We start from the raw sequence: 5,925 nt of genomic DNA, 5'->3' as shown, positions 1-5,925 counted from the left end.
TCGAGAGGGCTTAGTTTTAGTCTGAACCGACATTTAGTCTAAACCAACAAGTAGATCGGGCAGCGTAAAGTTGCCCTCATTAAAGCCATGTAGAGTCATTGATGCATGGCTTTTTTATTTGTTTTGTTTCGCTAAATAAACTTGAGAACAGATAAAAATGTCCTTAATTATTAGAAGAGTTAGTTAGAAAGGAGGGACGACATGTATCGTTATGTCAGTTCACCGCAAGCGTCGAAGTACATCGTGCCACCACCTCAACATCGTGAGTTGTCGAGTGTGGATGTGCCTGAGTCCGAATTAGAGATGCGAGAAATATTGAATAATTGGTTTGCTGATGGTTTAGCACCCATTATTGAAAGTGAAGATGACTACATCTCTGCGAGCGATCACGTTCGATTTGAAAAGCTCAGCGGCACCGTTGGGATGCTGTTGAGAAACAAAGATTATTATTTTGCGGCCAAACGGATTTTATCTGTGTGGGAACAAGATTGCCTTGAAACCACTTACATCAATTATCTCATTTTACGCAGTGAGCGAGTCACTTCTTTAAGGTAAGTGAATGCTGTGGCACTTCTCATTAGCCATTAGCCATTAGCGACTTACGGTTCGTGTGCTTACGATCTTTTTGTTTTTCTACCGAATTAGGTAAACAAAACAGGCAAACAAAAAGGGCAAGCTTTGAGGCTCACCCTTAAGGTCCTTTCTTTAATTAACGTTGTTGCTCTCGATTAACGATGCTTTTGTCTAACGTTATTGTTCTTTCCTGTCGTTATTACTTGTCAGTAGGGTTGAGACTTACACCCAACCATCAAATTTGAGTCGTTTTTGAATTCTCTCGACTGCTTCTTTCTGCATTTGTCTAACACGCTCATTAGAAACATTCACATCTTGCATTTGTCCCACCTCAGACAGTGTTTTCACCTTGTTATCAAAGAAACCAAAACGGTGAATGAGAACCTTCTGTAATTTGGGTGGCAGTGTGTTTATGATTTGCTCTAGAGCTTGGGTAAAAGACTGATCTTCACAATCTTTTTGCGGGTCAGGGATATACTCACTTTCACACTGTTCAAGTACTATCGGTGCGTGGCTGATACCAACCGTTGTTGTCACGTCAATAAACCCGCTAAGCGCCACGAGCTGGTCGACACGTTTTGCCTTAACGCCAGAGCTGTCTGACAACTCTGAAATAGAAATCTCTTTACTCATTTTTTTACTTACATCGAGCTTCTTAGACGCGAGGCTGTTTATTTCTTTGCATACGTGGGCGGGCAATCGGACAGTACGACCTTTGTTCATCAATGCCGCTTCAATATTCTCTCGAATCCACCATACGGCGTAAGTCGAAAAGCGATAACCGGGTTCGGGGTCGTATTTATCGATTGCTTTGATTAAGCCGATGTTGCCTTCCTCGATCAGGTCGAGCAGCGTGAAGTTGTTGCCTTTACGTTTTAGGTAACTCTTTGCGATTTTTACAACAAGTCGCAGGTTTGATTCGATCATGATGTCACGTGCTTGCTTGTCACCAGCGCGATTCAATTTTGCGTAATACACCTCATCTTCACGCGACAGCAGATCAATCCCCACAATATCCTTTAGATAGTGAGCATAAGGTTCTGCAGTGGTAGAAAATGATTCTTTAATGGGTGTGTCATCCGTGAGCCCCTGAAACGCAGCAAAACTGTCATTGTTCATTTCCTTGTCCTTTTTTAGCCGACTGAACGTTTTATTTTTTCATTTTATTATTATGCCACCAAGTGATTAACGCTTGGTTTCATTAGAGTGTAGATAACAGTTTCTTCTTTACCAATAAATAAAATGCAATTTCGTATACTTACGTCACAAAAAGATCTACAAGTATTTAACCATTTTACATCTCATCGAGCGTGTCGGTTTTTCATAGGAAACATGAATATGCATAGCTTATAAAGTATGTATTATGCATTGGCGTATGTAGATAAATTGAGTGAATTTATAGGAGCGGGCGGCTATATAATTGATAGGAACAATAAGGAGAACGTGGCAAGAGTCGAGGTTCCATGTTGCCAAAGTACCTCAGCTCTTTAACCTATTCAGCTGACATTGTTTGCTGCGTAAAACTATAAAAACTATTAGTGAAGACTAAAAGCTATTACTGAAGACTGAAAGTGATTACTAAAAGCTCATTGAATTGACTAATAAGTGCTGAGCACCTCATCGATTTGTTTGTTGATGATCTTCATTTCGCTGTAGATAACAGAAAGATCATCATCTTGAGGTGCAAGCTTATTAAGTGTGTTTTGCTCGACTCTTTCTAAGGCCACGGTGGCGGTTTCTTCGCCGAAGCTGGCTAATATGCCTTTTAATGTGTGCACGGTAAAATGAAGCTTGCCCCAATCCTGTTGTTGTACCAGTTCTTGTATCTCTTCTAATGAATTGCCATGGTCTTCTTGATACACAGACAACACAGCGAAAATCACTTCTTTGTCATTATCTAAGTAGGCATTTAGGGCATCAAAATCTAGCATATAGACTCCTGTCGGCTGTATGTTGAAAATGGGCTGGGCGGCTTAGTAGAAAAACCAGATCTTAATGAATCACTGAGCCATTGGCTCCATCTTGGTGGAAGCTCTAGCTGCGCGAGCTGTTTCAAGTATTCGTGTCTAAGGTTTTCTTCTATATGAGCTTTATGGACGGCATATATATAGTCAAGTTTCGCCGCAATTGAATATGGGTAATTGTGAATGTAGTCCTTTAGTTCTTGGATGGAATCGGAATTTTCGATATTTACACAAGTAGATGGGTCTACATCTTGTGATTCGAGTTGATGGTTTATTGTCTCCCCTCGAGCTTTTAAGCACTCTGCAACTAAGTGGTACAGGGAGTACTCGCCAAAGTGAGTTAAAAGAGGCAGCAATTGAAGCAATAAGTGAGTGGGTTGGTTGTAAAAGTTATTTGCTAACAGTGTCGAGGCTCGAATCACTTTCTTGTGAGCAACTTGAGGGCTGTTCTCAATGAGTAAAATATTACTTTGAAATAGGGCAAGGCTGGCCAGAACTTGTTGCTGTTGTTTTACCGGAAGTTTGAGGTTTACCAACTCTGTGAATTGATTAGCATGTTCCAGTAGAATACGTTTGTACTTTAATTGTGTCTCACGTTGGTAGGTCGCCTTTAGTGAACTGAAGTGAGCGCTAATGGAATGAATAATATCAATGTCGGCAGACGATATATGCGTCGCGTACATCTCACCAAGCTTGATAAGCATCAGGGTGTTGTCGACGTTTTCTGCCAAGTCGATTGCTCTTATCGCACGGTGACTGATGCTAGGCGTCATTTCAAACGCTCTTATGGCCAGTTTAAGTGCGGGCAGTAACATATTATGTTTTTCATAAATGCAGCTTAAACAATCAATAACGTTTAATGACAATGGCTGAGCAATCAGGTAATTGTGGAGCTTTTCTATGGCTAGGTTCGGTTTACCCAAGCTGTCTAGAATTAATGCCTCTGCGACTAATTTGGTCGGGTGCATTTTCGTGTTCGAGTTGTTGATTGTGCTTGAAAGCAAATCCCATTCTTTGCCTCCAATTAAGTGCTCAATCAACGTCGCTTCAAACTGAACGCTATTGCCATTAGGGGAGATCGCTAACGCTTGTGTCAATCGTTCCAGATTAGTGATCGGATATAAGTCATTCAGTTGGGTGAGTTTCTTCGAAACGGACACAGCACTTTGAATCTTCTTGCCTAAAGATTGAGTATTGATCGGTTTAGAAACAAAGTGATGTGCTTCGCCTGAAAGGGCAGTCAATACGGTTTCCTGACGCATATCCCCAGAAACAAGAATTGTGGCGACTGTATGATCGATGAGCCTGTTTCGATAGAGGATCCCCAAAAGCTCAAACCCCGTGAAGGATTGCTCTAAGTGGTAATCGATGAGGAGTACATGAAAAGAGTGCGTCTCGACCGCCTTGATGGCTTGTCGATAATCGGTCGCAATAAAGATGCAATCATGTGAAATGCCCAAGCTCGAGAGTTGCTGCTTAATAAGTATTGTTGCGCTCTTAGAGTCGTCGACAATCAAAACCCGCAGGTCTGTTGGTAAGGTCAAATCCATTTTCCTCAATACCAAATGTTATGTTTAATTTAGGTGTCAGGTTGCACATTGTCAAGGTGCCTACATCACATACAAACACTCAATAAACTATTGGTAATTAAAGAGTATTCGATAACATTTATGAAAGCCTTCAAACGCATGCTACGTTTACCTTATTTTTGTGGGGTTATCCGTGTTTTAGAAATAAAAAAGAGGTAAGCCGATAAGCTTACCTCTCTGTTTTCTTACTCGATTTTTTATCCGAAATGTAGCCTTTTTGGAAGCTTTACTAACTAAAAAACTAGCGCTAATCACGCATGTTAAAAATCAATACTGCCGCTAGAGCTAAGAACGCTGTCATCATTAAGAACACATCGTTGTAAGCCATGATGGCAGCGTCACGTTGCATTGTACCAAGTAAGCTTGCTTGCGCTTGTTGCATCGCCGTTGCGGCATCACTTCCTGACTGAATGAAAAATGCTTGTTGTTGCTGAAGCGTCTGCCAACCAAGTTGACTCACGGAAGGTAACGACTCCTTGATGTGAGCCAGATGCTCACGGGTTTTGTTGTCGAGTAGCGTAGCGATAATCGCGATGCTGAAAGCGCCACCTAAGTTGCGCATTACGTTGGTTAACGTTGATGCGTCTGGCGTGTCCATTTTACTGATGTTTTTCATGGCAACCAAAGACAGCGGAACCATGATAAACGGACTACCAATAGCACGCAGAACCATAGACAAAATTAGCTGCTGGCCACCAAAATCGATTGTCATGTGCGTATTTACGTAACAACTGAAACCGAACATTGCGAAGCCAAAGGTCACCAAGTACTTAGGCTTAATGATCTGTGTTAGCTTGGGCACAATTGGGAATATCAGAAGTTGTGGGAAACCCATCCACATTAGCACTTCACCAATTTCCATCGCGTTATATTGCTGAATTTGAGTGAGATACATCGGTAGCACATAGATAGAGCCAAGCAACGCCATCCCCAAAATCAAATAGGCGATACAAGACATAGCAAACTGCCCATCCCGCAATAGCCGCAGGTTAACCAATGGCTTTTTGTGTTGGAGTTCATTTATCACGAAGTAAACCAAACTCACCGCCGACACGATACTCAAGCCAATAATAAAGCTCGAACTGAACCACTCTTCACGGTTACCTTCTTCTAGTACCACTTCCAAACAACCGAGCCCTAACGCCATGGTGGCGATACCAAACCAGTCGGCTTTTTTCAGTGTGCCAAGGTCGAGCTTTTCATCATCCAAACCATATCGGATCATGGTGATCACAAGCAAAGCAGGCGGAATATTGATATAGAAAATATAGTGCCATGAAAAGTTCTCCGTCAGCCAACCACCAAATGTTGGGCCGATCGATGGAGCAAAGGTCGCGGTTACGCCAAACAGTGCCATACCCACAGCACGTTTGTTAACAGGTAATAACTGAATCACTAACGAGAAAGCAAGCGGGATTAAAGCACCACCACTGAAGCCTTGCATTGCGCGGAATACGATCATCGAGGTCATGTTCCAAGAGAACGAACACAACAAAGATGAAATGGTGAAAATGGCCGTCGTCCATGTGATATAACGGCGTTTACCGAGCGCTTTAGAAAGCCAACCACTGAGTGGGATAGCGATCATCTCTGCGACTAGATAAGACGTAGAGATCCACGAACTTTCATCTAAGGTGGCAGACAGCGCACCTTGAATATCTTTGAGAGACGAGTTGGTGATTTGAATATCCAAGATCGCCATAAACGCACCAATCAAACCGCCAAATAGGGCGATCCAATGGCGCCTAGAAACCACTCCACCATCATTAGTTTGGGTGACAACACCAGCGTTACTCATG

General features: G+C 42.3%; 5 protein-coding genes. 1 reads left to right on the top strand and 4 read right to left on the bottom strand.

Features of this window, described 5'->3' with window-relative positions; all coding sequences use genetic code 11:
- The first annotated feature begins 201 nt into the window (after nucleotides 1-201).
- On the top strand, nucleotides 202-555 hold the full coding sequence (locus L3V36_RS13660) for a hypothetical protein (protein WP_017079131.1): 354 nt from the start codon (nucleotides 202-204) through the stop codon (nucleotides 553-555).
- A 240-nt stretch (nucleotides 556-795) separates the two neighbouring features.
- Here L3V36_RS13660 and L3V36_RS13655 read toward each other — a convergent pair whose 3' ends face one another.
- From L3V36_RS13655 to L3V36_RS13640, 4 genes are all read right to left on the bottom strand, one after another.
- Complete coding sequence (locus tag L3V36_RS13655) at nucleotides 796-1,692, bottom strand: sigma-70 family RNA polymerase sigma factor (RefSeq protein WP_017087197.1); 897 nt, start codon at nucleotides 1,690-1,692, stop codon at nucleotides 796-798.
- Nucleotides 1,693-2,171: 479 nt separating this feature from the next.
- Nucleotides 2,172-2,504: an Hpt domain-containing protein gene (locus L3V36_RS13650; RefSeq protein WP_017079133.1), complete on the bottom strand. Its 333-nt coding sequence runs from the start codon at nucleotides 2,502-2,504 to the stop codon at nucleotides 2,172-2,174.
- Nucleotides 2,498-4,087, bottom strand: coding sequence for a response regulator (locus L3V36_RS13645; RefSeq protein WP_102455438.1), 1,590 nt, complete (start codon nucleotides 4,085-4,087; stop codon nucleotides 2,498-2,500). Before L3V36_RS13645 ends, L3V36_RS13650 begins: the two co-directional genes overlap by 7 nt.
- Nucleotides 4,088-4,373: 286 nt before the next feature.
- On the bottom strand, nucleotides 4,374-5,924 hold the full coding sequence (locus L3V36_RS13640) for a DHA2 family efflux MFS transporter permease subunit (protein WP_102446688.1): 1,551 nt from the start codon (nucleotides 5,922-5,924) through the stop codon (nucleotides 4,374-4,376).
- Between the last annotated feature and the right edge of the window lies 1 nt (nucleotide 5,925).

Origin of the sequence: Vibrio sp. G-C-1 (assembly GCF_021728015.1) — a bacterium.
GTDB lineage: Bacteria > Pseudomonadota > Gammaproteobacteria > Enterobacterales > Vibrionaceae > Vibrio > Vibrio splendidus.
Note: the sequence above shows the minus strand (reverse complement) of the source record. Positions and strands in the feature narration are given on the sequence as shown.

What these genes read in the sequence shown, in the direction of transcription:
- L3V36_RS13660 (WP_017079131.1), top strand. Translation starts at nt 202, where the DNA reads ATGTATCGTTATGTCAGTTCACCGCAAGCGTCGAAGTACATCGTGCCA.
- L3V36_RS13655 (WP_017087197.1), bottom strand. Translation starts at nt 1,692, where the DNA reads ATGAACAATGACAGTTTTGCTGCGTTTCAGGGGCTCACGGATGACACA.
- L3V36_RS13650 (WP_017079133.1), bottom strand. Translation starts at nt 2,504, where the DNA reads ATGCTAGATTTTGATGCCCTAAATGCCTACTTAGATAATGACAAAGAA.
- L3V36_RS13645 (WP_102455438.1), bottom strand. Translation starts at nt 4,087, where the DNA reads ATGGATTTGACCTTACCAACAGACCTGCGGGTTTTGATTGTCGACGAC.
- L3V36_RS13640 (WP_102446688.1), bottom strand. Translation starts at nt 5,924, where the DNA reads ATGAGTAACGCTGGTGTTGTCACCCAAACTAATGATGGTGGAGTGGTT.